19 protein-coding genes are annotated in these 21,231 nt (G+C 55.9%); 11 read left to right on the top strand and 8 right to left on the bottom strand.

The window, feature by feature from the left end:
* Window positions 1–144: 144 nt before the first annotated feature.
* The 5 genes from TR2A62_RS09165 to TR2A62_RS09185 all read right to left on the bottom strand — a co-directional run bounded on the left by TR2A62_RS09165 (window position 145) and on the right by TR2A62_RS09185 (window position 5,492).
* Complete coding sequence (locus tag TR2A62_RS09165) at window positions 145–1,140, bottom strand: LacI family DNA-binding transcriptional regulator (protein WP_009159946.1); 996 nt, start codon at window positions 1,138–1,140, stop codon at window positions 145–147.
* Window positions 1,137–2,018, bottom strand: coding sequence for a carbohydrate ABC transporter permease (locus TR2A62_RS09170; RefSeq protein WP_009160781.1), 882 nt, complete (start codon window positions 2,016–2,018; stop codon window positions 1,137–1,139). The genes TR2A62_RS09165 and TR2A62_RS09170 overlap by 4 nt, the downstream gene beginning before the upstream one ends.
* Window positions 2,018–3,046 carry a carbohydrate ABC transporter permease gene (locus tag TR2A62_RS09175; RefSeq protein ID WP_009157836.1) on the bottom strand — a complete coding sequence of 343 codons (1,029 nt, stop codon included), beginning with the start codon at window positions 3,044–3,046 and terminating at the stop codon, window positions 2,018–2,020. The genes TR2A62_RS09170 and TR2A62_RS09175 overlap by 1 nt, the downstream gene beginning before the upstream one ends.
* A 72-nt stretch (window positions 3,047–3,118) precedes the next feature.
* Window positions 3,119–4,357 carry an ABC transporter substrate-binding protein gene (locus tag TR2A62_RS09180; RefSeq protein WP_009158833.1) on the bottom strand — a complete coding sequence of 413 codons (1,239 nt, stop codon included), beginning with the start codon at window positions 4,355–4,357 and terminating at the stop codon, window positions 3,119–3,121.
* An 85-nt stretch (window positions 4,358–4,442) separates the two neighbouring features.
* Window positions 4,443–5,492, bottom strand: a complete 1,050-nt coding sequence (locus TR2A62_RS09185; RefSeq protein ID WP_009160369.1) for an ABC transporter ATP-binding protein — start codon at window positions 5,490–5,492, stop codon at window positions 4,443–4,445.
* A 200-nt stretch (window positions 5,493–5,692) separates the two neighbouring features.
* Here TR2A62_RS09185 and TR2A62_RS09190 point away from each other — a divergent pair, with 200 nt between their 5' ends.
* Complete coding sequence (locus TR2A62_RS09190) at window positions 5,693–6,586, top strand: ester cyclase (protein WP_223296094.1); 894 nt, start codon at window positions 5,693–5,695, stop codon at window positions 6,584–6,586.
* Between the two features lie 54 nt (window positions 6,587–6,640).
* On the opposite strand, the gene TR2A62_RS09195 is transcribed toward TR2A62_RS09190, so the two are convergent.
* Window positions 6,641–7,693, bottom strand: a complete 1,053-nt coding sequence (locus TR2A62_RS09195; RefSeq protein ID WP_009159948.1) for an ABC transporter ATP-binding protein — start codon at window positions 7,691–7,693, stop codon at window positions 6,641–6,643.
* A gap of 18 nt (window positions 7,694–7,711) precedes the next feature.
* Complete coding sequence (locus TR2A62_RS09200) at window positions 7,712–8,512, bottom strand: IclR family transcriptional regulator (RefSeq protein WP_009159092.1); 801 nt, start codon at window positions 8,510–8,512, stop codon at window positions 7,712–7,714.
* Window positions 8,513–8,680: 168 nt separating this feature from the next.
* On the opposite strand from TR2A62_RS09200, the gene TR2A62_RS09205 reads away from it, so the two are divergent.
* The 10 genes from TR2A62_RS09205 to TR2A62_RS09250 all read left to right on the top strand — a co-directional run bounded on the left by TR2A62_RS09205 (window position 8,681) and on the right by TR2A62_RS09250 (window position 20,007).
* Window positions 8,681–9,946 (top strand): ABC transporter substrate-binding protein, encoded by a 1,266-nt coding sequence (locus TR2A62_RS09205; RefSeq protein ID WP_009158010.1) that lies wholly within the window; start codon window positions 8,681–8,683, stop codon window positions 9,944–9,946.
* A gap of 112 nt (window positions 9,947–10,058) precedes the next feature.
* Window positions 10,059–11,000 carry a carbohydrate ABC transporter permease gene (locus tag TR2A62_RS09210; RefSeq protein WP_009160203.1) on the top strand — a complete coding sequence of 314 codons (942 nt, stop codon included), beginning with the start codon at window positions 10,059–10,061 and terminating at the stop codon, window positions 10,998–11,000.
* Window position 11,001: 1 nt separating this feature from the next.
* A complete protein-coding gene (locus TR2A62_RS09215; protein ID WP_009159538.1) occupies window positions 11,002–11,850 on the top strand; it encodes a carbohydrate ABC transporter permease in 849 nt (282 codons plus the stop codon).
* On the top strand, window positions 11,850–13,934 hold the full coding sequence (locus tag TR2A62_RS09220; RefSeq protein WP_009158452.1) for an alpha-galactosidase: 2,085 nt from the start codon (window positions 11,850–11,852) through the stop codon (window positions 13,932–13,934). Before TR2A62_RS09215 ends, TR2A62_RS09220 begins: the two co-directional genes overlap by 1 nt.
* Window positions 13,935–13,956: 22 nt before the next feature.
* Window positions 13,957–14,727 carry an SDR family NAD(P)-dependent oxidoreductase gene (locus TR2A62_RS09225; protein ID WP_009158772.1) on the top strand — a complete coding sequence of 257 codons (771 nt, stop codon included), beginning with the start codon at window positions 13,957–13,959 and terminating at the stop codon, window positions 14,725–14,727.
* Between the two features lie 13 nt (window positions 14,728–14,740).
* Window positions 14,741–15,655 (top strand): 2-dehydro-3-deoxygalactonokinase, encoded by a 915-nt coding sequence (locus tag TR2A62_RS09230; protein WP_009157764.1) that lies wholly within the window; start codon window positions 14,741–14,743, stop codon window positions 15,653–15,655.
* Between the two features lie 9 nt (window positions 15,656–15,664).
* Window positions 15,665–16,267: a 2-dehydro-3-deoxy-6-phosphogalactonate aldolase gene (locus TR2A62_RS09235; protein ID WP_009158588.1), complete on the top strand. Its 603-nt coding sequence runs from the start codon at window positions 15,665–15,667 to the stop codon at window positions 16,265–16,267.
* Window positions 16,264–17,103: an SMP-30/gluconolactonase/LRE family protein gene (locus TR2A62_RS09240; protein ID WP_009157512.1), complete on the top strand. Its 840-nt coding sequence runs from the start codon at window positions 16,264–16,266 to the stop codon at window positions 17,101–17,103. Before TR2A62_RS09235 ends, TR2A62_RS09240 begins: the two co-directional genes overlap by 4 nt.
* Before the next feature lie 28 nt (window positions 17,104–17,131).
* On the top strand, window positions 17,132–19,033 hold the full coding sequence (locus TR2A62_RS09245; protein ID WP_009160219.1) for a beta-galactosidase: 1,902 nt from the start codon (window positions 17,132–17,134) through the stop codon (window positions 19,031–19,033).
* Complete coding sequence (locus tag TR2A62_RS09250) at window positions 19,033–20,007, top strand: aldose epimerase family protein (protein ID WP_040820543.1); 975 nt, start codon at window positions 19,033–19,035, stop codon at window positions 20,005–20,007. Before TR2A62_RS09245 ends, TR2A62_RS09250 begins: the two co-directional genes overlap by 1 nt.
* Here the strand turns inward: TR2A62_RS09250 and TR2A62_RS09255 are convergent.
* Window positions 20,004–21,221, bottom strand: a complete 1,218-nt coding sequence (locus TR2A62_RS09255) for a urate hydroxylase PuuD (RefSeq protein WP_009159337.1) — start codon at window positions 21,219–21,221, stop codon at window positions 20,004–20,006. The genes TR2A62_RS09250 and TR2A62_RS09255 overlap by 4 nt on opposite strands.
* Between the last annotated feature and the right edge of the window lie 10 nt (window positions 21,222–21,231).

Genomic DNA, 21,231 nt, shown 5'->3' on the forward strand with positions numbered 1-21,231 from the left:
TGTTTGATGCGCTGGCAGGACGTACCCGACGATATCCCCAAATATACCATCAGGATCACCCATGATATTTGGCGCTGCGACGCGAATATACGTGGTTTGATGATACGGTGACTTAGAACCAGATCCTACTGGGGCGTGTGCCCTCTAGGTCGAGCCGCGTTCGATCAGGCGGACAGGTACAGGTGCAGGGCTCGGCAAACGCGTGCCATTGATCGCGGCTATCAGATGTTTGACTGTCAGTTCGATCATGGCCTCGGCATTTTGCTCAATCGTTGTCAGATCATACGGTGCCCAGCTGGCTGTTGGCACATTGTCAAAGCCGATGACCGCGACATCCTGCGGGATTTTCAGCCCCAATTCAAAACGCAGCACATCCATGACTTGGAACGCCATATAGTCGTTGGCCACAAAAACCACATCGGGGTGGGTGTCAGCGCTGAACATTTCGCGCGCCGCATCCTTGGCCCGTTCGGGATCAAAATCACCTGTCCCACGCGCAAAGAGTGACCGCCCACGGGCCACAAGGCGCGAGGTAAAGCCGTCTTCCCGTTCCGCTTGGGTCGAAGCACCGTTCCAACCCGCGATATATCCAATACGGGTGAACCCACGATCGACAACATAGTCGGCAGCCATTTCGCCCCCTGTCCTGTTGTCAGACACAATAGCCAGTTCGCCCGCGTCGCCTTGGCGGCGGTTGAACAGTGCCACTGGCACCCCTTGGGCGCGGCATTTCTCGGCCAGATCAGAGGTCATCGCCACAGATGCAAGGACAAGCCCGTCGACTTGGTAGTCGAGAATTTCAGTGGCCACCGCTTCGATGTCACCGGCCTTATTCGAGGCCATAAAGACAAGAACGTGATACCCTTGAGCCTCGAGCGCATTCGAGAGTTTCTCAAGAGCAGTGGGATAGAAATGGTTGTCTAGATAGGCGACCACGAGGCCGATGATCCGACTGCGCCCCGTCAACAACGACCGTGCCAACGCGTTGGGGCGATAGCCCAGCGCCTCGGCTGCTTCGCGCACTTTGGCGGCGGTCTTTTTGCTGACGCTGGCACCCGGCGTGAACACACGGCTCACGGCGGATCGACTGACACCGGCACGGTCTGCGACGTCCAAGGATGTGACCTTGGAACTGCTCATCCTTTGACTGCACCCGCAGTGAGACCGCTGACGATCTGACGTTGAAAAAACATCACGAGGATAAACAGAGGGGCTGTTGCAGACACAACGGCGGCCACCGCAAACATCACGTTGCCTTCGGTCTGGGTTGTCCCGAGGAACGATGCAATCTTGGGAACCATCGTCTGGTTCTCTTTGGCCAGAAGCATCGCTGTGACGGCAAAGTCATTATACGCCAGAAGGAAGCTGAACAGACCCGTGGTGATCACGCCCGGCCACATGACGGGGATGATGACATGGCGGAACGCCTGAAACTGGGTGCAGCCATCGACCTTGGCGCTTTCGTCCAGTTCCTTGGGGATCTTTTGAAAGAAGCTATGCAGCATCCAGAGGGTAAAGGGTTGGTTGATCGCGACCAGCACGATGATACCAGTGGGCAGATAGCCCCATAGATTCCATGCAAAAAACGGCGGCAGGTAGCCAGAGACAAGCGTGATCGGCGGCATTGCACGGAAAATCAGCGCCGTGATCAGCAGCCAGAACACATAGTTATGCCCCGAGCGCGACAACGCGTATCCACCCAAGGTGCCAAGTGTCAGCGACGTTACGACGACAAAGAAACACACAAGAAACGTGTTGATGACAGAGCGCCAGAATTCTTCTTTGACCCACGCACCTTCGTAGCCTGCACCGGTAAAGGACGACCCGTGAGTGTCCTTGGTCAACTCACCCGTCAGTGCGTTGGTCCAGTCTGCAATAGAGAAGAAATCAAGTTCGACCTTGAACGACCCCCACAGTGTCCAGATGAACGGGAATGCCGCAAGGATCAGCCATGCAATGATAAAACCGTAGGTCGCCAGACGCAGACCCAAGGGCGCTTGTTGTGCTTTGGACGCCATTAGTGTGCGCCTCCTCTGAAATCGCGCCATGTGCGGACTAGCACAGGCATGAGCAAGATTGCGACACCGATGATCGTCAAGACCGATGTGGTTGCCGCAGCTGACAGTTGGCGGGTCTCGCCATTGAGATCGCTAAAGATGATCCACGACAGTGATGTTGCGTGGGCCTGAGCGCTAAAGCCAAAGATCGGCTCGAAGACGCGGAAGTTGTCCATCAATTGAATGAGCGCCACGAAAGTCACGAGCGGCATCAGGTGCGGCAGCACAACATAGCGAATTTGCTGCCAACGGCTCGCGCCATCAATCTGGGCGGATTCGAGCGTGTCTTGGGGGACGGTTTGCAGGCCGGCATAGAAGACAACAAAGGCAAAGGGCGCCGAGTGCCAGACCCCGTAGACGATCAACATGATCCACGTGAGACTGGTTGACGCCTTGAGCGAGAGCGTCGGGTCATCCGCCATCCATTGCAGCGCAGACCCCAGAATACCGCGGCTATCGATCATCCAGAACATGATCAGCGAACCGACCAATGGGGTGACGATGAACGGCAGTAGCGAAAAGAAGATTGCGAGCCCCTTTAGGCGTTTGTGAAGCGAGTTGACGCCAACGGCGATCGCAAATCCGAGGATGATCAACAGTGGCGTGACCGTGAACGTATAGACCAAGGTAAAGCCAATCGCGCGGTAGAACGGCAGGTCGCCGAGTTCATCAAAGAACGCGCCCATACTGTCCGAGCCACGCCATGCGGCGGCAACTTCGGTCGTGGCGAGGTGACCGCGGTCTAGATAGATTGACCCACCGACAAAGCGGCCCAGTGGTTTTTCCCCTCGAATGGCGGCGGTTGCGTCTTGGTCGATCGTCGTTTCGATCTGACAGCCAAACGGGCCGCAGTTCTCGACTTCGATCAAGACCGCCTCATGCGGGGTGAAAAACGATTGCAGCACGACCGAGACAATGGGTGCTGCAATAAAAATCAGCATCGCCAGCGCGGTGGGCGCGAAGAACCAGAAGAACGTTCTGTGCTTCATCTCGGGTGTCCTAAATCGAAAGGGATGGTGGAAACGGGAGGCCGCGAACGGCCCCCCGTCGATTGGGCGTCCTTAGTTCAGGAAGCCTTTTTCTTTTGCAGCTGTGATGTAGGCGGCTTCTACGTCAGCCAGAGCCTGCTCAGCAGTTTCTTTACCCTGCATAAAGTCAGCCAATTCGGCACCCAATGCAGAGTGCATCAGGCCCATGTAAGGCAGCATTGGGTAAGGGATCGTGCCCGAGTTCGCAGCGGCGAAAACACCAACAGCGGCTTCGGTTGGCTCGTAGCCATCGATCAGCCAAACAGCCTGCTTTGCGATTTCGTCATCGTCGAGGATTGCAGGCTCGATCGCTTTGACCATTGCCATGAATGTGGCTTCTGCATCTTCGTCGCTGATGTTTTTCGCGACAGTGAAACCATCCCACCAAAGAGTGGAGGCTGGTGTATCACCACCTGCAACTGTCATTGGACCTGCGATAGCAAAGCCGTCTTTGACTGCATCAGACACACCGTCTGCATCTGTCATTGTCGCAGCGCGGCTGCCCCACATGTTCATCAATGCGACGTTGCCCGCACGGTATTCAGCGTTGGTTGCGTTGCTGTCATGTGTGAGGAAGTCAGGGTTCATATAAGCCGACAGAGACTTCATCATTTCGAGAGTGGCAACGCCCTGCTCGTTGTTGATGGTTGGCTCTGCGGAACCCGCAGCGAAGAATTCGCCGCCGTGGCCCAGATACATGTTGTTGAATTCCTGAGCGAGGTTCCAACCAGCAGCATATGCGCCACCAACAGGGTTATCCATCAGGCCCATGCTGCGGATTTTCTCAGCAGCAGCCAGCATCTCTTCGTATGTGGATGGAACTTCTACGCCAGCTTCGGCCAGAACGTCAGCACGGTAAACGAGGTGCTGTGCGTTTGCCATGAACGCAACCGCCATGACTTCGCCGTTGATTGTGATCAACTGGTTAGGCTTGAGGTCTGCACCGTGGGCTGCAACCAGATCGCCAAGTGGGCGGATGACGTCGTCGTTCATCAACGCCACGATGGACGAGTTCGCGATGATCGCAGATGTGTATTCGGCTGGCGACGAGATCATGCCAGGCAAGTTGATTGTCTGGTGGTCTGCCGTCAGGTTTGTCGACACTTCCACAGAACCGCCCGTACAAGCCGATGCGCCTGCACCGATTGTTTGGATCGCTGGGAATTCGTTACCAACGATGCTGACGCGGCCTGCGTCAGGACATGCAGCAGCCATCGCTGTTGTGCCCATCAACGACACGGCGGTCGCGATTGCAATTTTCTTCAAAAACATCTTGTTCTCCCTAAGATTACGATGCGCCTTGCAAGCCCGCACCGTTGGTTTTCAGTCCCGTTCTTCGAGACCATTGTTTGGTGGTTTAACCCACCAATCGGTCCCCAGTCTGAGCATCAAACAAGTGACAGATTTCTCCTGGCACCGTCAGAGACACAGGTTCTCCGATTTCGGCGCGGTATTCTTTGTGTGCTTTGACAGCGACCATGGCACCGCCTGCTTTGACGGTGATCATCGTCGCGTCGCCCAGCAGCTCCATGGTGTAGACGGGTGCATTGATCTGCGAGGTTTTGCTCGCGACCTCCGCGTCTTCTGCACGGAACCCCAGCGTGATCGGACCGTCAGGACCGTTCAGCCCCGTGATCTCGACATTGTCACCGGTGAAGGTGCCGCCATTGAGCGTGCCGTTCATCAGGTTCATCGCAGGCGAGCCGATAAAGCTGGCGACAAAAGTGTTCGCTGGCTCGTCGTAAATATCAACGGGTGTGCCCACCTGCTGGACAACACCGGACTTCATGATGACCACACGGTCGGCCAGTGTCATCGCTTCGATCTGGTCATGGGTGACGTAAACGGTTGTGACCTTCAGTTCGTGGCTGAGGTTTTTGATCTGAGCACGGGTCGAGACACGCAACTTGGCGTCGAGGTTCGACAGCGGCTCGTCCATCAAGAATACGTTCGGCTCACGCACAATCGCGCGTGCCAAAGCCACACGCTGGCGTTGACCACCAGACAGCTCGGCTGGTTTGCGGTGCAAGAAGGGTTCAAGCTCGACCATTGCGGCTGCCCGCATCACACGTTCGTCGTGCTCGGACGCGGGAACTTTGCGGACTTTGAGAGGGAACTTGATATTGTCGTAGACGTTCATGTTTGGGTAGAGGCCGTAGCTCTGGAACACCATCGAGATGTCGCGGTCTTTGGGTTCGAGATCATTCACCCGAACACCGTCCACGATGACGTCGCCCTCGGTGACATCTTCAAGACCGGCAATCATCCGCATGGTCGTCGTCTTGCCACAGCCCGACGGGCCCAACAGCACAAGAAATTCCTGATCCTCGATCGTCAGGTTGAAATCTTCAACCCCAACAAATGACCCCCAACGTTTTGACACATTGCGCAGCTGAATTTCGGCCAAGTCTTATCCCCCCAACAATCGTCGCCTGCAGATTTTGCAAACGTGTGCAAAAAAGCTAGACTTGGAAGGCTCCCTTTGCCAAGTGTTTTTTCATAGAATTTTCAAAGTTCAACAAAGGCAGGTAACAAATGCATGATTTTAGGACAAAAACCCGAAGTGCCTTGGCGGCTCTTTTGTCAGATCCGAGCGTTGCAGACCAAATGCTGTCAACAGATTCGCACTGGGATCTGGCTTGGCCAGTGAATCAACTGGTCGGCCGCGCACAGATCGTATCCGGATTTATCGAACCTCTTAGGACGGCCCTAGATCACGTTCATCGGCGCGATATTCTGTTTATCGGTGGAGACAATACTCGCGACCAAGGGGGGCAATGGTGTGCGGCGATCACCCATTATGTTGGCAACTTCAACGCCGCTTTGTTTGGGCTGGCCCCGTCCCACAAGGTCGCATTTTTGCGTGCGGGTGAATTCTACCGTATCGAAAATGGTCAGACTACAGAGGCCAAAATCATCTTTGATTTGCCCGACTTGATGCACCAGACCGGCCGGTTGCCGTTACCCAGTATCGGAACCGAAGTGATGTTTCCCGCTCCAGCCACACAGGACGGGCTATGTCCAACCGTTGGCGATGGCGAAACCAGCCTGAACATTGTCCAGCGGATGCTGGGCGATTTGCATGTATTTGATCCCGAAACCAGCGCATCCAAAGGACAGACAGGCCAAGACGGGACGTGGCACGACATGATGATGTGGTACGGGCCTGCGGGTGTCGGTTCGAACTTTCGGTGGGAAGGGTTCGTCAAAGATCACCGCAGCGATTTCTTGCGCGCCTTTCCAGATCGTAAGGGCGGCAATCACTTCTGCCGGATCGGCGATGGCAATTACGCGGCCGTGTCAGGCTGGCCATCCATGACCATGACCTTTCAGGGCGACTATCTAGGGGTCAAAGCGACGGGTCAGCCCCTGACACTGAGAGTGATGGATTTCTACCGTATCGAAGATGCGCGAATTATCGAAAACTGGGTGACACTGGATTATGGCGATCTGTTTCACCAAATGGGCGTCGATTTGATTGCCCGTTCCAACGAGATGTAGACTCAAAAAGGGCGGCCCAATCGGACCGCCCACTTGGTTCATTGAGACGCAGGTTTAGCGGATGCGCTCTTCGGTGTCGGCATCAAAGAAATACAGACGCTCGTTCTCAAAGGTCAGGCCAACGTTGTCACCTTCGGCAGAACGGACATCGCCACGCTCTTCTACGATCAGTTTTTCACCCGTTTCAGACACGAGATAAGCGTAAGATACGCCACCCAGCGATTCGATCAGCTCGACCGTGTGGGTCTTGCCCTTGGGATCGACGCCGATGTGTTCGGGTCGCAGCCCCATGACCACGGCGCGTCCCTTGTCCGTTTTTGGCATCCGAACCGTTTTGCCCAATGCTGGAATTTCGGCCTTGGCCCCTGTCGAGGTGCCATCGAGGAAATTCATCGCAGGCGACCCAATGAAACCAGCCACGAATTTGTTGTCAGGGTCACGGTACAGGTCCATCGGTGCACCTACCTGGGCGATATAGCCACCCTTGAGCACGACGATTTTGTCGGCGAGCGTCATCGCCTCGACCTGATCATGGGTCACATAGATCATGGTTGCGCCAATCTCTTTGTGCAGGCGCGCGATCTCGACACGCATTTCAACACGTAGCTCGGCATCAAGGTTAGACAGTGGTTCGTCGAACAAGAAAACTTCGGGGCCACGGACAATCGCGCGCCCAATCGAAACCCGCTGGCGTTGGCCACCGGACAGGGCCGCTGGTTTACGCGACAAATAGTCCTCGAGTTTGAGAATGCGGGTCGCCTCGGCGACCTTTTCGTCAATGACCGCTTTGGGGTGGCCATTCATCTTGAGACCAAAGCCCATGTTCTCTTTCACCGTCATGTGCGGGTAGAGCGCGTAGGTTTGGAACACCATCGCGACACCGCGCTGGCTGGGATCCATTGTTGTGACGTCCCGTGGCCCAATCATGATCTGACCTTCGGTGGTTTCCTCAAGGCCTGCGACCATGCGCAACAAGGTGGATTTGCCGCAGCCCGATGGCCCGACAAAAACGCAGAACTCGCCGTCTTCGATCTCAAGGTCAATCCCGTGGATGACCTGAACATCGCCGTAGCGTTTAATGAGTTGGTTCAGTTTTACGCCAGACATGGATGGCTCCCCTGTGGGTTAAGTGCTGATTTCGTTGGATTTTGTCTGATCGGGAAAACGCCAGTCTTGGGCCTCTTCCGAAATCTTTTGTGAGGCTTCTCGCAGTTGCGGGACCAGTTTCTCAAGACTTGCGAGGTTGGTGCGCCCCGTTGAGCTGGTCACAGACAGCGCGCCCAGAACACGGCCACGGCGGGTCAGGATCGGCATCGAGACACAAATGATGCCAGGCTCATGCTCTTCGCGGTCAAACCCATACCCGTGCTCGCGGATCTCGGCCAATTCGTTGCGCAGGTCCGCCTCGGTTGTCAGCGTGTTGTCGGTAAATTTGTGAAACGATTGTTGCGCAATGACAGGTGCCAATGCAGTCTCGTCCATAAAGGCCATCATCGCTTTGCCAACGCCTGTGCAATAAGCGGGGCCAACTTTGCCCGCTTGGGAATACATCGCCAAAGGCTCGCGCGCGTTGCGTTTGTCGACGTACAAAACTTGGGCGTGATCCATCTGTGCGAGGTGCACAGTTTCGCCAACCGCTTGGCTTAACGCTTCGATGTAGGGCCGTGCTACTGGGGCCAACGATGACTGGTCCCAAGCCGCATGAGCAAGCCGAACGAGTCGCACACCCGGTGCGTACGTTTGCCGATCAGGGTCAAAGTTAAGCATTCGCTGACTCGTGAGGGTCTGAACGAATCGGTAAAGTGTCGCCTTGGGAAAAGGCGAGCTTTCGAGCAATTCTGAGAACCGCACAGGGCGGCCGAAAGCAGCAACTTGATCCAATACATCCAATGCTTTGCCCACTGTTCCGTCACCAGAGCCAGCCATATGAAATCCTTTCTGTGGGGTATCCTGCAAATTGCGTTTTCTGGTCGTAATTCGCATCCCCGCTGTTGACAACCATAGGCGAGTCGCGGTTATGATTTCAATATCCAAAACCAAGTTTCATTATTTGGAACCGGATTTATGTTATGGAAGCACCTAGGGAGGACACCAATGCGTTCCATTTTTAAGACGACCGTTGCGTCGTTGGCGACTGCTGCCGTTATGGGCACAGCCGCATTTGCTGCTAGTCACGCGACACCGCTGACTGGCGACTTGAAGATCACATCTGACATGTCGAACCCTGCGCCGCGCGCAGTGATGGAAGGCCTCGTTGCAGATTTCCAGGAAATGAACCCTGATCTGAACATCGAGTTGACCATCGTTGACCGTGAAGCTTGGAAGACACAGATCCGTAACGTATTGGGCGCGAACGCACCTGACGTTGTGAACTGGTATGCGGCGAACCGCATGGGTCCATACGTTGAGGCCGGTCTGTTTGAAGACGTGTCTGACATGTACGATGGCGGCGACCTGCCAGGTCTCGACGCTGTCAAAGGCGCGATGACACTCGACGGTAAGCAGTGGGGCGTCCCCTACACATACTACCAGTGGGGCATGTACTACCGCGAAGACATCTTTAACGAACTCGGTCTGACCGAGCCGACAACATTCGACGAAGAGCTGGCAAACTGTCAGGTCATCGTGGACTCGGGTCGCGCTTGTTATGCAATCGGCACCAAGTTCCTTTGGACTGCTGGCGGTTGGTTCGACTACCTCAACATGCGTACGAACGGCTTTGACTTCCACATGGAGCTGGCACGCGGTGAAGTATCTTGGACTGACGACCGAGTTCGCGAAACATTCGCAAACTGGCGCAAAATCATCGACATGGGCGGCTACGTTGCTGACCACCAGTCGTACTCTTGGCAGGAAGCTCTGACCTTCATGACAGACGGCGAAGCCACAGCTTACCTCATGGGTAACTTTGTGGTTGCACCATTGCGTGATGCTGGTCTGGACGATACACAGATTGACTTTTATCAGTTCCCAACCATCGCCGACGTCCCGCAGGGCGAAGATGCGCCAACCGACACGTTCCACATCCCGTCAGGCGCGGAGAACAAAGACAACGCAAGAGCGTTCCTTTCATTCGTAGCGTCGGCTGATGTTCAGACGGCAATCAACTCAGGCGATGCTCTGGGTCAGTTGCCTGTGAACGCTGATTCGAGCGTTGACGCAGACGAATTCCTTGAGCAGGGCTTTGAGATGCTGTCGACAAACGCACAAGGTGGCGTTGCTCAGTTCTTCGACCGTGATTTCCCTGCGGAAATGGCATCGGTTGGTATGGAAGGCCTGCAAGAATTCATGGTCTTCCCAGACAACCTCGATGATATCCTTGAGCGTCTGGAAGAAGCACGTGATCGTATCTACCAGTAAGGTATGACATTGCGCGCCCCTCGGTGATATCATCGAGGGGCGCGTTTTCCGCTCAACCCATCCGCAAGCTCGGGCAGAGTTTTCGAATGTGTTGACCGCAAGGGAGGCAAACATGTCATCTGTCACAACGAATGCGTCCACCGCGAACCGCGGATGGTACAATCGTAACGAGATTGCGATTACGCCGTGGCTGTTTTTGCTGCCTGCAATGTTGTTCTTTGCGGCCTACGTCATCATGCCGATTTGCCAGAGTTTCTGGATTTCGTTCCACCAATGGGACGGTCTGGGAGAAAAGACATGGGTTGGTATGGCCAATTACGAGCGGCTCTTGGGTCTGGGTGATCAAAGAATGGATCGCAAGTTCGAGACATCGTTCTGGAACAACCTCAAATGGCTGGTGCTGTATCTGCTCGCGATCCCGATGGGTTTGTTCATCGCGCTGTTCCTGAACCAGACAGTCCGTGGCATCCGGCTCTATAAATCGCTGTTTTTTTTCCCCTTTGTGATTTCTCAGGTTGTTGTGGGTCTCGTATTCTCGTGGCTCTACCTCCCACGCGAAGGTCTGTTGAATGCAGTTCTTGCGGTATTTGGCGCAGAGCCGGTCAACATCCTCGGCGACCCCACCATGGCGACCTATGGCATTATCGCTGCGGGTCTGTGGCCGCAGACTGCCTATTGCATGATCCTCTACCTAACCGGATTGAACGCAGTTGACCCAGAGCAAGTAGAAGCCGCGCGTCTCGACGGGGCCAAAGGTTCCAAGATGCTGTGGTATGTCATTCTGCCCCAACTCAAGCCTGCAACCTTCATCGCGTTTGTTGTGACCATCATTGGCGCGTTGCGCTCGTTCGATTTAATCAGCGTAATGACCAATGGCGGACCATTCGGATCGACACGTGTCCTGTCATTCTACATGTTCGAGGAATCGCTCTCAGAGTTCGGTTTCCGCATGGGATATGGCGCAGCTATCGCCGTCGTTCTTTTCTTCATCATGCTCGGCTTCATCGTCTACTTCTTGTACTCGATGTGGCGCGACGAAAAGGGAGCTAACTAAGATGTTTCCGACCCCGATCGCAAAGACCTCGCGCGAATGGCAAATTGGCTATCAGACATTGCTCCCAATCATGTTGGTCATTTGGCTGCTGCCATTGATCGCTGTGGCGATGTTCAGCATTAAACCCGATGCCGATTTCACAAACGGCAATTACTGGGGCCTGCCCTCGTCTTTTGAGTTCTTCAGCAACTACGGCAAAGTCTTCTTTGAATCAAACATGCCGCGGTATTTGATGAACTCGCTGTTCATCACAATCCCCACCGTGATCGGCGCCGTCGCGTTGTCCTGCATGGCGGGCTTTGCGCTGGGCGTGTACCGCTTCAAAGGCAACCTGCTGATCTTCTTTATGTTCATTGCGGGTAACTTTGTGCCGTTCCAAATTCTAATGGTTCCGGTTCGTGACCTGACCATCAACCTGAACCTTTATGACACCAAACTGGGCCTCGTTCTGTTCCACGTGGCGTTTCAGACAGGGTTCTGCACGTTGTTCATGCGTAACTTTATCCGCGCGCTGCCGTTTCAGTTGATCGAAGCAGCCCGTGTCGAAGGCATCGCAGAATGGCGCATTTTCTGGTATGTTGTTCTTCCATTGATGAAGCCAGCTTTAGCCGCACTTGCCGTGCTGATCTTTACCTTTATCTGGAACGACTATTTCTGGGCCGTTGTCCTAACCCAAGGACCGGGCGCCCAGCCTGTCACCGCTGGCATCACCGAGTTTAACTCGCAGTATCGTGCAGCCTACCACTTGATGAGCGCAGGCTCGATTGTGGCGGCCCTGCCCCCTGTTGCGATGTTCTTCTTGATGCAAAAGCATTTTATTGCCGGACTAACACTGGGCGCTGTGAAGTAATGAAAACTTGGAGATTGGATTGTGGCCGCCAGACACTTGTGTTGGGGGCCCGTGGGGACCGTTTGCCCGAAGTAGTTTACTGGGGCGCCCCGCTTCCGCAGGGCGAAAACCTAGACACGGTGCATGCAGCTCACGCTTTGGATGTGACGGGCGGCATGTTGGATGCAAACCCCGATCTGAGCATTTGCCCAGAGGCCAGCCGCACCTTTCCTGGTCAACCCGGATTGATCGTACGGGATACGGACGGCACGCCATTGCTGCCCAAGTTCTGTTTCACAAAGGCCGAGAATGGCAGCGATCTGACGTTGACCTTTGATGACGAAGCCAATGGGTTGACCTTGGTCACACATTTTGCGTCCGATCCAGAGACCCACATCATCATCTGTGAAACAACGTTGCGCGCCACGCGGCCTGTGCATTTGCATTGGCTCGCGGCTCCGGTTTTGCCGGGGCCACAGCAATCAGACGAAATGATCGATGTGTCTGGCCGGTGGTGCGGAGAATTCCAAATCAACCGGACAGCTTGGTCATCCGGCATGCGGTTTCGCGAAAACCGCACGGGGCGCACGGGTCACGAACATTTCCCGGGTTTGATCGTTCCCTGCACGGGCGCCACCAACACCCAAGGCGAGGCCTACGCATTTCACTATGGTTGGTCCGGCGGTCACAAGATGATTGCAGAAGAGCTGCCTGATGGCCGGCGACAAATTCAATGGGGTCATGCCGCAGGTATGGAAACGGCACCCGCGAACGAGTTTAAAACGGCGCCTTTGTATATCACCTATTCCGGCACTGGTCTGAACGGCTGCGCCACGGCGTTCCAACGCCACCTGCGCGACCGGATCGTGACATGGCCCAAGCCGGACACACCGCGCCCTGTGCATTATAACTGCTGGGAAGCAGTCTATTTCGATCACAAGCTGCCAATCCTAAAGGACATCGCAAGCCGCGCGGCCAATCTGGGTGCGGAACGGTTCGTCTTGGATGATGGATGGTTTGGCAGACGCGATGACGACACGACATCGTTGTCGGATTGGGAAGTCGACCCGCGCAAATATCCCGACGGTTTGGGCCCACTGATCGACCACGTGCATGCCGAGGGCATGACCTTTGGCATCTGGTTTGAGCCAGAAATGATTAATCCTGAATCCAACCTGCACCGTGCACATCCCGATTGGGCGCTGGGGTCAGAGGATCAAACGCTAGGGCGTCAGCAAAAGGCGCTGAACATGGCGATGCCAGAGGTTCGTGATTTTATTTACGACCGGATGGCCGCGATCCTGTCAGCGCACGAGATCGACTATATCAAATGGGATCATAACCGCGTTCTGCCTGTGCCCGATGCGGCGCAAACACGTGGGTCCTATGCCCTGATTGACCGGTTGCGTGCTGATTTCCCAAATGTGGAAATCGAAAGCTGCGCATCAGGCGGTGGGCGCATTGATTTCGGTATTCTGCAACGCACCCAACGGGTGTGGCTGTCCGACAGCAACGACGCGCTAGAGCGGCTTAAGATGCAGCACAACGCGGCGTTGTTCCTGCCGCTGGCTGTGACTGGCAGTCACGTCGGTCCACGCAAATGCCATACGTCTGGTCGCACACTCGGCATCAGTTTCCGCGCTTGGGTCGCCGCACAGCGACACATGGGTTTTGAAATGGATCCGCGTGAATTGGACGAGCGCGAAGAATCCGTGCTGCGCGAAGTCACAAGCTGGTGGAAGCACAACCGCGACTGGATGATCCCTGCGGATATTCTGCGGCTCGATTCAGCCGATCCCGCCGTTATCGCCGAACAACAATCCGCACGAGACGGCAGCAAATTTGTGGTCTTTGCGGGCAAGGCTGCGACCTCGGCGCAAATTGTACCACGGCCCCTGCGACTGACCGGACTTGATGCTGACGCGCGGTACCGCGTGACATTGGTGAACCGCGACAATATCGCACCACCGGCGCTATCGCGCAGCACTCCAGCGCTCAAGGAAGGACCGATCGAGGTCTCGGGCGCGTGGCTGATGACGCAAGGGGTTACCTTGCCGTGGTCGTTCCCAGAAACCATGTGGGTTCTCCAAGGAGAGCAGCTATGATGCATCCAACAGGAGCCATCCGATGACCAAGACCGCAACATTTCATGACCTCGACGGCGCCTCGGTCTATATCACCGGCGGCGGGTCGGGCATTGGGGCGAGCCTGACTGACGGCTTTCTAGAACAAGGCGCCAACGTTGCGTTTGTTGGTCGGTCAGATGCCACCGAATTCTGTGACGAGATGGAGGCCAAGCACGGTCGTCGTCCGCATTTCATGCAGTGCGACATCACAGACGTGGACCGTTTGCACGACACCATCAACGAGGCCGCCGATCTGCATGGTCCTATCACGGCTTTGGTCAACAATGCTGCAAACGACAAACGTCACAGCACCGAGGACGTCGACAGCGACTTTTGGGACTGGATGATGGCCATCAATCTCAAGGCCTACTTCTTTGCCTGCCAAGCCGTTTTGCCACAGATGCAAAAGGCCGGTCATGGATCGATCATCAATTTCTCGTCCATCAGCTATATGATGGGCAACGCGGGCTACCCTCTCTACACAACAGCGAATTCAGGCATCAACGGGATGACACGGTCGTTGGCACGTGAATTTGGGCCAGACAATATACGTGTCAACGCGCTTGCCCCCGGTTGGGTGCTCACGCAAAAGCAAAAGGACATGTGGGTGACAGAAGACGGCTTGGCCGCTCATCTAGATCGCCAGTGCCTCAAAAAGCCGCTTGATCCCCAAGATATGATTGATGGAGTTCTGTTTCTCGCCTCGAAAACGTCCAAAGCCATGACAGGCCAAGCTCTTGTCATTGATGGCGGCGTTGTCGTAACCGGTTGATCGGAGTTTGGTCATGGATGCAAATATAATCACCGCAGATTGGGTCGCCGTTGATTGGGGCACGTCAAACATGCGCGCGTGGTGCATGTCGGCCTCTGGAACCGAGCGCGCCGCGGCTGCATCCAAGAACGGCATGGGCGTCTTGGCCCCTGATCAATTCGAAGATGCATTGCTAGAGGTCATCGGCCCGTGGATGACGGACCGTGTACTGACCGTTTTGTGCTGCGGCATGGTCGGATCACGCCAAGGTTGGGTTGAGGCCCCCTATGCCACAGTACCCTGCCCTGTCTGCCCCGAGGGTCTGGTGTCCGCGCCGACCAAATCAGATCTCTTGGATGTGCGCGTGATACCCGGCATCAAGCAGAACACCCCAAGTGACGTGATGCGCGGCGAAGAAACACAGATCGCAGGTTTTCTTGCGTTGAATGAAAACTGGGACGGTGTCATTTGCCTGCCCGGCACACACACCAAGTGGGTCCAAGTCAGCGCCGGAGAGATCGTCTCTTTCCAGACCTTCATGACTGGTGAGCTATTTTCGGTCATCAGCGACAAAACCGTCTTGCGCCATACAATCTCGCCCGTGGGCTGGGATAATTACGCCTACCTCGCGGCAGTTGATGATGCGATGGCCAAGCCCGAGCGGTTGGCCGCCCGTCTGTTTTCGTTGCGCGCCGAAGATTTGTTGACTGACCTTGCTGGCACTGCAGCGCGATCTCGTCTCTCTGGGCTATTGGTCGGTGCCGAACTGGCCGCAGCGCGCCCCTATTGGCTCGGTCAGAACGTAGCGATCATTGGCGCGGGCGAGATTTCGCGCCTTTATGGTCAGGCGTTGTCGGCCCAAGGCGTGCCCGCGACCCTCGCTGACGGCAGCCGCTTTGTTTTGGCGGGTCTAAACCGCGCTTATTCCCAATTGAATGCTGCCTCGTAGGAGAGCCCCATGAGATCCCTGATTGCAATTTTGCGCGGCGTGACCCCATCCGAGGCCACCGACATGTGCGGTGCTATTATTGACGCGGGTATTACCCGTATCGAGGTGCCGTTGAATTCCCCTGATCCGTTTTCATCGATTGCGGCGATGGTCGCGGCCCACGGGCACCGTGCCGAAATTGGCGCCGGGACTGTCCTGACTGTCGAAGACGTGCAAGCGGTCTACGCTGCCGGCGGCACATTGATTGTCTCACCCAATATGGACGCGGATGTGATCGCCAAGACCAAAGCGTTGGGCATGAACAGTTGGCCCGGTGTTTTCACCCCGACCGAAGCGTTTGCCGCGCTCAAGAACGGGGCTGACGGGCTCAAGATTTTTCCAGCCGAGATGATGGGACCACAGGGCTTGAAAGCCCTGCGAGCCGTGTTGCCCAAAGGCACTCAGGTCTACGCCGTTGGTGGCGCAGGCGCAGATAACTTTGCCGAATGGATGAACGCCAGCGCTGACGGCTTTGGCATAGGCTCGGCGATCTACAAACCCGGTCGCACGGTTGACGAAGTTGCACAGACAGCGGCCGACATTGTCGCGGCCTATGACGCGGCCACCCAATGATTTTTGACGATACGGTCTGCCAATTGGGCGAAGGCCCACTGTGGCATCCGACCCGCAATCAATTGTTCTGGTTCGACATCTTGGGCAAGACCCTGTTCTGGCGCGCTGGCGACACCCGCCATTCGGTTGCGTTTGATGGCTACGCCTCGGCGGCAGGCTGGATTGATGACGCGCAGCTATTGGTTGCGACCGAAACAGATCTGCGCCTTCTCGACGTCACAACCAAGACACATACACATCTGATGCCTTTTGATGCAGACAACCCTCTGACACGGTCAAATGACGGTCGGGTAGACCCCTTTGGCGGGTTCTGGATCGGAACCATGGGTAAATCCGCCGAAGCCAAAGTTGGAGCGATCTACCGGTATTACCGCGGTGAGCTGCGTCAGCTCTATGGAAACATAACGATCAGCAATGCGATCTGCTTTTCACCTGACGCCCTCTATGCCTATTTCACGGACACCCTTGATGGCAGGGTCATGCGGCAACCGCTCGATCAAAAAGACGGATGGCCCAAAGGCGATGCCGAGGTTTGGCTCGATTTAAGGGGCGAGAAGTTTGGCGCTGACGGGGCTGTGATCGATGCGGCTGGCTGTTTTTGGAACGCTCAATGGGGCGCGGGGCGCGTCGCCTGTTATGACACCAATGGCACATTCCAGCGCGCAATCTCGTTTGGCGCGGATCAAACATCATGCCCAGCCTTTGGCGGTGATGATTTCACAACGCTTTATTGCACCTCAGCCGCCGAAGGTGGCATTGAGGGTGTAGACCAAGGCAAAACATGGGTCCAAACCGATGTCGCCAAGGGGCAAAAAGAACACCAAGTGATCCTGTAGGGGTCCAAAAATCTTTAGGTAGACCGCTATGAAACGAACGCTAGGCGTCTGTTATTACCCCGAACATTGGCCCGAAGATCAGTGGGCCGAAGACGCCAAGCGTATGGTCGAGACTGGCCTGTCATGGGTTCGCATCGGCGAATTTGCATGGAGCCGGATTGAACCCAAACCTGGACAGCTTAAATGGGATTGGTTGGACCGTGCGGTCGACGTTCTTGGACGTGCAGGTTTGCAAATCATCATGGGCACTCCGACTGCGACACCGCCCCGCTGGATGCTGGACAAACACCCCGACATGTTGGCGGTGGATGACAATGGTCATGCCCGCAAATTCGGATCGCGCAGGCACTATTGCTTTAGCCACCTTGGCTACCGCGAAGAGAGCCGCCGCATCACCCAACTGATGGCACAGCGCTATGGCCGCAATCCACATATCGCCGCGTGGCAGACTGACAACGAATACGCCTGCCATGACACCACGCTGTCCTACTCAGAGGCGGCGCGCACAGGATTTCGCGATTGGCTGGCACAGCGCTATCAATCGACCGATGCGCTAAATAGGGCATGGGGCAATGTGTTTTGGTCGATGGAATACGGCACGTTTGATCAGATTGATTTGCCAAACCTGACCGTGACCGAACCCAACCATCCGCATTTGTTGGCATTTGCGCGGTATTCGTCCGATCAGGTCGTCGCGTTCAACAAGGTTCAGGCCAATGTTTTGCGTGCCAACACGGACGCGCCATTGATCCACAACTACATGGGGCGCGAGACGTCGTTTGATCATTACAAGGTCGGTGCCGATCTGGATATCGCATCGTGGGACAGCTACCCGATCGGGTTCCTCAGTGACCGGTTGGAGGCGACACCAGAGCACAAGCAACGCTATCTGCGCCAAGGCGATCCTGACCTGCAGGCATTTCACCACGATCTATACCGCACAGTTGGCAAAGGCCGTTGGTGGATCATGGAGCAACAACCCGGTCCGGTGAATTGGGCACCTTACAACCCTGCCCCACTGCCGGGCATGGCCCGCCTTTGGGCATGGGAGGCCTTTGCCCACGGGGCCGAAACCGTATGCTATTTCCGCTGGCGTCAGGCGCCGTTTGCCCAAGAGCAGATGCATGCAGGTCTATTGCGTCCTGACAGCGAAGCGGCCCCCGCATTGGCAGAAGCCGCACAGGTCGCCCGTGAAATAGAAACCCTGCCGGATGTGTCCGAGGGCCAGGCCCAAGCCGCGTTGATCTTTGACTACGAAAGCTGTTGGGGCTGGAACGCCCAACCCCAAGGGGCAGATTTTGACGGATTTCGATTGGCCTTTGCCGCCTACCGTGCGGCGCGGCGTGCAGGTCTGTCGGTCGATATATTGCCACCAGACACCACAGACCTGAGCGGCTACAGCGTTGTTCTTGCACCGGGTTTAATGACGATACACGATACGCTTCGTACCGCGCTGGCGCACACCAAGGCGACCGCGTTGATCGGCCCACGAAGTGGCACCAAAACCGACGAGCTATCGATCACATCTCCGATGGGTCCAAATTTGGCCGGACTGGATGTGACCGTCGCGCTGGCCGAAAGCCTGCCACCAACCGAAGCGATCCCGCTCAAAAGCGGCGGACATATGGTGCATTGGTTCGAACATCTCGAAGGTGGTGCGGACGTCACCCACGAAACGACAGACGGAAAATCGGCCATCATGCAGCATGGCAACCTGTGCTATCTCGCGGGCTGGCCGGACCAAGACACCTATTTCCAGATTGTCCGTGACGCGGCCATTGCCCAAGGGGTCGATGCGCACGATTTACCGGACGGTTTGCGGATCAGAGACTGTGCGAGCCACCGGTTCTGGATCAACTATGCGCCTGAACCCGTCACCTATCAGGGACGCACCGTGCCGCCGGCGGATATTCTATGGGAGTCACTTTGATGCAGCTCACCCCATTTGGAACAACGATGAACGGCCAAGACGTGGGCCAGATCACCCTCGACAATGGAACCTTGCGGATTTCCGTCCTGACCTATGGGGCGATCCTGCAATCGGTTCATATGAACGGGGTTGATCACAACCTGACACTGGGCACGCAATCCTTGGCCGACTACGAGGACAAGATGCAGTACTATGGCACTGTGATCGGGCCCATCGTGAACCGTATCGCGGGTGCCAAAGTTGAAATTGACGGGTTAGAGCACCGGCTAGAGGCGAACCAAGATCGCCGTCACAGCCTGCACAGTGGTTCGCGTGGATTGCACAAACAGGTCTGGGACATCGCCGACTATTCGGATCATTCCGTCACGCTTAAACTGCGATTGGGCGACGGCGTTTGTGGTCTACCGGGCAACCGCGAATTTGCGGTGATCTACCAGATCGAAGACGCCACACTGACCATGACAATCAAGGCCATCAGTGACGAACAGACAGTGATGAACATCGCCCATCATGGGTATTGGAACCTGAACGGTCATGGGCCGTTCGAGGGGCACAGCATGCAGGTTGCGGCTGATGCGATGCTGCCCACCACGGACGAAGGCATACCGACAGGTGAGATTGCACCGGTCGATGGGACCATTTTTGACCTACGCCAAGAGACGCGATTGGTGCCCGATACGCATCACTTTGATCACAATTGGGTTTTGTCGGATCGTCGCCAAACGCTGCGCGATGTGGCGTGGCTGCGCGGGCAATCCGGTGTCAGCATGACCGTGTCGACCACGGAATGCGGGCTGCAAATCTATGACGGGCGTGACACCGACAACCACGGGTTCGTCAACAAAGCGGCCCTCGCGATTGAGCCTCAGAGCTGGCCAGATGCACCGAACCACCGGTCGTTTCCCAGCATCGACCTAGGTGCAGGTGAGCCGTATTTGCAGTTGTCCCGCTATACCTTTGCCAAGGAAGACTAGCGCGCTGCGCGGTACCACGCGACGATCACATCCCGTTCGTCTTGGGTGATCCGCGACAGGTTCGCGGGCGGCATTGCATGGCTCAGGCCCGCTTGGAAATAGACCGATTTCGCGGCGGCGGCGACCTGCTCAGGTGTTTCCAGCAGCACACCTTTGGGGGCCCAATACAGGCCTTCCCAAACGGGTTCTTGGGCATGGCACATCGCACAACGTCCCCGAACAATTCCGTGCACTTCGTCAAAACCATCAGACGCCATCAACCGCTCAACACCGGGTGTGGCCATAGCCACATCCGAACGGGTGGACGGCGACAAAGACGACAACCACGCGATGATCAAGAAGATGACAATCGTCGCACCCCATGTCCAATGAGCGTCGCCCTGACGCGCATGCATCGTGTTGAAATAATGCCGGATCGTAACACCCATCAAAAAGACAAGGCTGGCGATGATCCAGTTGTATTCAGTGCCGAACGACAGGGGATAGTGGTTGGACAGCATCAGGAAAATCACGGGCAGCGTCAGATAGTTGTTATGAGTGCTGCGCTGTTTGGCGATCTTTCCGTATTTCGCATCAGGGGTCCGGCCCGCCTTAAGATCGGCAACGACGATCCGCTGGTTCGGCATGATGATAAAGAACACGTTGGCCGACATGATGGACGCAGTGAACGCACCCAGATGAAGCAAGGCTGCGCGACCCGAAAACACGGATGTGTAGAAATACGCCATCGCAACGAGGATCACATAGAGCAGCAACATCAAACGTGTGTTGTCGTCGCCAAACTTGGATTTACAGATCTGATCATACACCACCCAGCCAAAGGCCAGCGATGCCAGTGAGATCAAAACCCCCTGCCATGCCGAGATGTCGAGGACGTTTGGATCGATCAAATAGAATTCAGCCCCGAGGTAGTAAACGAGGATGAGCATCGCAAAACCCGAGAGCCATGTGGAATAGCTCTCCCATTTGAACCAAACTAGATCGTCAGGCATTTTCTCGGGTGCGACGAGGTATTTCTGGACGTGGTAAAAACCACCACCATGGACCTGCCATTCTTCGCCATCCGCACCAGAGGCAAGGTTGCGATCACGGTGCAAACCCAAATCCAATGCAATGAAATAGAACGACGACCCGATCCATGCGACCGCGGTGATGACATGTAGCCACCGCACGGCGAATTCGAGCCATTCCATCAAGAGTGCTGCGTCAAACATCTGCTGGTCT

Origin of the sequence: Thalassobium sp. R2A62 (assembly GCF_000161835.1) — a bacterium.
GTDB lineage: Bacteria > Pseudomonadota > Alphaproteobacteria > Rhodobacterales > Rhodobacteraceae > Thalassobium.

What these genes read in the sequence shown, in the direction of transcription:
- TR2A62_RS09165 (WP_009159946.1), bottom strand. Translation starts at nt 1,140, where the DNA reads ATGAGCAGTTCCAAGGTCACATCCTTGGACGTCGCAGACCGTGCCGGT.
- TR2A62_RS09170 (WP_009160781.1), bottom strand. Translation starts at nt 2,018, where the DNA reads ATGGCGTCCAAAGCACAACAAGCGCCCTTGGGTCTGCGTCTGGCGACC.
- TR2A62_RS09175 (WP_009157836.1), bottom strand. Translation starts at nt 3,046, where the DNA reads ATGAAGCACAGAACGTTCTTCTGGTTCTTCGCGCCCACCGCGCTGGCG.
- TR2A62_RS09180 (WP_009158833.1), bottom strand. Translation starts at nt 4,357, where the DNA reads ATGTTTTTGAAGAAAATTGCAATCGCGACCGCCGTGTCGTTGATGGGC.
- TR2A62_RS09190 (WP_223296094.1), top strand. Translation starts at nt 5,693, where the DNA reads ATGCTGTCAACAGATTCGCACTGGGATCTGGCTTGGCCAGTGAATCAA.
- TR2A62_RS09195 (WP_009159948.1), bottom strand. Translation starts at nt 7,693, where the DNA reads ATGTCTGGCGTAAAACTGAACCAACTCATTAAACGCTACGGCGATGTT.
- TR2A62_RS09200 (WP_009159092.1), bottom strand. Translation starts at nt 8,512, where the DNA reads ATGGCTGGCTCTGGTGACGGAACAGTGGGCAAAGCATTGGATGTATTG.
- TR2A62_RS09205 (WP_009158010.1), top strand. Translation starts at nt 8,681, where the DNA reads ATGCGTTCCATTTTTAAGACGACCGTTGCGTCGTTGGCGACTGCTGCC.
- TR2A62_RS09210 (WP_009160203.1), top strand. Translation starts at nt 10,059, where the DNA reads ATGTCATCTGTCACAACGAATGCGTCCACCGCGAACCGCGGATGGTAC.
- TR2A62_RS09215 (WP_009159538.1), top strand. Translation starts at nt 11,002, where the DNA reads ATGTTTCCGACCCCGATCGCAAAGACCTCGCGCGAATGGCAAATTGGC.
- TR2A62_RS09220 (WP_009158452.1), top strand. Translation starts at nt 11,850, where the DNA reads ATGAAAACTTGGAGATTGGATTGTGGCCGCCAGACACTTGTGTTGGGG.
- TR2A62_RS09225 (WP_009158772.1), top strand. Translation starts at nt 13,957, where the DNA reads ATGACCAAGACCGCAACATTTCATGACCTCGACGGCGCCTCGGTCTAT.
- TR2A62_RS09230 (WP_009157764.1), top strand. Translation starts at nt 14,741, where the DNA reads ATGGATGCAAATATAATCACCGCAGATTGGGTCGCCGTTGATTGGGGC.
- TR2A62_RS09235 (WP_009158588.1), top strand. Translation starts at nt 15,665, where the DNA reads ATGAGATCCCTGATTGCAATTTTGCGCGGCGTGACCCCATCCGAGGCC.
- TR2A62_RS09240 (WP_009157512.1), top strand. Translation starts at nt 16,264, where the DNA reads ATGATTTTTGACGATACGGTCTGCCAATTGGGCGAAGGCCCACTGTGG.
- TR2A62_RS09245 (WP_009160219.1), top strand. Translation starts at nt 17,132, where the DNA reads ATGAAACGAACGCTAGGCGTCTGTTATTACCCCGAACATTGGCCCGAA.
- TR2A62_RS09250 (WP_040820543.1), top strand. Translation starts at nt 19,033, where the DNA reads ATGCAGCTCACCCCATTTGGAACAACGATGAACGGCCAAGACGTGGGC.
- TR2A62_RS09255 (WP_009159337.1), bottom strand. Translation starts at nt 21,221, where the DNA reads ATGTTTGACGCAGCACTCTTGATGGAATGGCTCGAATTCGCCGTGCGG.